Genomic DNA, 3,111 nt, shown 5'->3' with positions numbered 1-3,111 from the left:
TGTCCGAAAAACGCGATGTCTTCACGCAAAATTTCCTTGATCCGATTAGGAGAAAATTCTACTTCTGACGAGCTCTGATTTCAGGGGGGATTACCGACTGACTCTCCGCCAATAAACAAAAACGTCCAGCCTAGCTGGGCGTTTTTGTTTATCCGAAGGGCTCTCGGAGAGAACCCACGTTCGACCGAGCCTGTAACGCAGGAGAGGAACGCCGGAGCAATGCGACGGCGGGCGTACCGACGCACCGCCGAATAATCCCTGACGGAGTGTCAGGCCACTGCGCTCAGGTTGGTTTTGGGGGCCGGTTCTATGCTTTTCGCTCAGCGCTTTGCGATAGCTTGCGCAAGCGCTCAGAACCGTCTTCAACCAGGTAGTCTTTCACACTGTGAGTGGCAGAAAACTCACTCTGTGTTCTGCCGCGCAACATCTCCTTGAAGCGCTCAGAGCCATCCTCGGCCAAGTACGTATTTGTCGGCACCTCATAGAGCGATGCTCTGATTTCTGCCGCTTTGCTGCGCAATTTAATGGGTATCCGGAATTTCTGGTTGATAAAATGCCAAAGATGTAAAGAAGAAAATCTTTCTCAGCGGATTATCTGATTGATCCTCTTCAGCCTACTCTACTGCCAATTTTCTGTTTCCACCTTCGCCTGAGTCTTCATAGCGATGCTGACTAGGGAGGACAGCGAGAGCTGGGCAAGCGTCAAAGCGGTTCTGGTTCATGCGCAATCCGGACACCTGCACAACATTCCTCTTGTAAGAAACCGATCAAATTCTCTAGGTGCCCATACTCGGGTATACAGACAATCGTGCGGCTATGTTTCTCCTGCCGGATCAGCCCTACCTTGGCCATGCGCGCAAGGTGATGTGATAGCGTCGAAGCAGGAATACCCAGCCCCTTCTGGATATCTCCGACCGAAGCCCCATCATGGCCAGCTTTGACCAGAAAGCGGAACACGGACAGTCGGTGACTATTCCCTAGCTCAGCTAAGCTGGCTGCAACCTTTTCGTGATCCATAGCACGCCCCAATAATTCGATGTTTCTAGAATTATAGTTGACAGGTCGGATAAACGCAAGTAGGCTGCGTACATCATTTCGACAATACTAGAAATATAGGAGTAATATTGAATGTCATCTCAACTCCAAGACGCTCTAGGCATGTTCGCCTTTCTCGCTATCGAGCTATCGGTTTTATTCATTGGCATTAGCTTGCTGGTCGGAGTTCTTCAACGTCACATCCCACCATCCAAGGTGGAAGCGTTACTGACTTCCAGTGGGAAGCGAGGCTATTTTCTTGCTGCTGGTTTAGGAGCTATAACGCCCTTCTGTAGTTGCTCGACTATCCCCATGTTGAAAGGGTTGATTCGGGCACGGGCCGGTTTTGGGCCGATGATGGTGTTTCTTTTCTCATCTCCGTTGCTGAATCCTATCGTCGTCGGCCTGCTGGTTGCCACGTTTGGATGGACACTTACTGCTATCTATGTGCTCGCCGCTTTGGTGGTCGCGGTAGGTGCCGGATGGCTGCTTCACACGCTTGGCTTCGAGCGTTATGTGCGCCGGACGGCGACACAAGAGAGCAGTGGATGTAGTTCATCAGCAAGCCCGTGCAGTGCTACATCGACCGCATCGAGTTGCGGCACCAACAGCTGCGACACCACTCCGAAGACGGCTTCTTGCGGGGCTGATAGGAAGACAACAGTCTCTACGTCTAGCGAATGCTGTGACAGTCAACCCACTGTCACGGTTAAGAAAGAAGGGAAGTACAGTGGTGTGTGGCGGGAAGCTTGGTCGGACTTTATCGATGTGTTGCCTTACCTGCTCATCGGTATTGCGATTGGCAGCGTGATCTATGGTTTCATGCCCACTGACTTATTGGAGCAGTATGCAGGCCCAGATAATCCCTTTGCCATTCCAGTTGCCGCTGTCATCGGCGTGCCGTTGTATATTCGCGCTGAAGCCGTCATACCTCTGGCAGCGGCTCTGATGGCCAAAGGCGTGGGTGCCGGGACGGTGCTAGCGTTGATCATCGGCAGTGCCGGAGCCAGCCTGACTGAGCTCATTCTGTTGCGCTCTTTGTTCACGCTGAAGCTTTTAGCGGCGTTTTTAGCAGTCATTTTTGCTATGGCGATGATTGCCGGTTACGCCACCTACCTGTTTTTCTGATCAAGGCGGGAGATGATTAATTCGTTAAGCCTTCCTGGGTACCAGTTGGTGGATTCTGATGAGCAGAATGAAGACATACATTTTCGGCTTGAAGCACCTACACCAGTAGCCTGCGAGGGGTGCGGCGTGCAGGGTGAGTTCGTGCGGTTCGGCAAGCGTGACGTTCCCTATCGTGATCTGCCCATCCACGGCAAGCGGGTCACTCTCTGGGTGGTCCGCCGCCGATACACCTGCCGGGCCTGCAAGACAACATTCAGGCCCCAGCTACCGGAGATGGTGGACGGATTCCGTATGACACTGCGGCTGCATGAGTACGTGGAGAAGGAATCCTTCAACCACCCCTACACCTTTGTGGCGGCACAGACCGGCCTGGACGAGAAGACGGTGCGCGACATCTTCAACGCCCGCGCCGAGTTCCTGGGGCGCTGGCACCGCTTCGAGACGCCCCGCATCCTGGGCATTGACGAGCTATACCTGAACAAGCGCTACCGCTGCATTCTGACCAACATTGAGGAGCGAACCCTGCTCGACCTGCTGGCCACCCGCCGCCAGGACGTGGTGACCAACTACCTGATGAAGCTGAAAGACCGGCAGAAGGTCGAGATCGTCAGCATGGACATGTGGAACCCCTACCGGGCAGCGGTCAAGGCTGTGCTGCCCCAGGCCCGTATCGTGGTCGATAAGTTCCATGTGGTGCGCATGGCCAACGATGCCCTAGAGAGAGTGCGCAAGGGCCTCAGAAAGGAGCTGAAACCGTCCCAGAGCCGGACTCTCAAGGGAGACCGGAAAATCCTGCTGAAACGCGCTCACGAAGTCTCAGACCGGGAGCGCCTCATCATGGAGACCTGGACAGGCGCGTTCCCGCAACTGCTGGCCGCCTACGAGCACAAGGAGCGCTTCTACGGCATCTGGGACGCCACCACACGGCTCCAGGCAGAAGCCGCCCTG

The 3,111-nt window shown here is 54.6% G+C and carries 3 protein-coding genes; 2 read left to right on the top strand and 1 reads right to left on the bottom strand.

Translation table 11 applies throughout. The annotated features are described in order from the left end of the window. Positions 1 to 702: 702 nt before the first annotated feature. On the bottom strand, positions 703 to 1,017 hold the full coding sequence (locus tag BM116_RS18505; protein WP_000349485.1) for an ArsR/SmtB family transcription factor: 315 nt from the start codon (positions 1,015 to 1,017) through the stop codon (positions 703 to 705). 111 nt (positions 1,018 to 1,128) lie between these two features. Between BM116_RS18505 and BM116_RS18500 the strand changes: the two genes are divergently transcribed. Beyond that, positions 1,129 to 2,163 (top strand): permease, encoded by a 1,035-nt coding sequence (locus tag BM116_RS18500; RefSeq protein WP_000098298.1) that lies wholly within the window; start codon positions 1,129 to 1,131, stop codon positions 2,161 to 2,163. Positions 2,164 to 2,175: 12 nt separating this feature from the next. After that, the coding region (locus tag BM116_RS18495; RefSeq protein ID WP_090475333.1) for an ISL3 family transposase at positions 2,176 to 3,111 on the top strand (936 nt) is incomplete at its 3' end.

The sequence above is a fragment of the Halopseudomonas pachastrellae genome (genome assembly GCF_900114765.1).
Classification (GTDB): domain Bacteria; phylum Pseudomonadota; class Gammaproteobacteria; order Pseudomonadales; family Pseudomonadaceae; genus Halopseudomonas; species Halopseudomonas pachastrellae.
The sequence above is the reverse complement of the archived record's forward strand: the minus strand, read 5'-3'. Positions and strand labels throughout refer to the sequence as shown.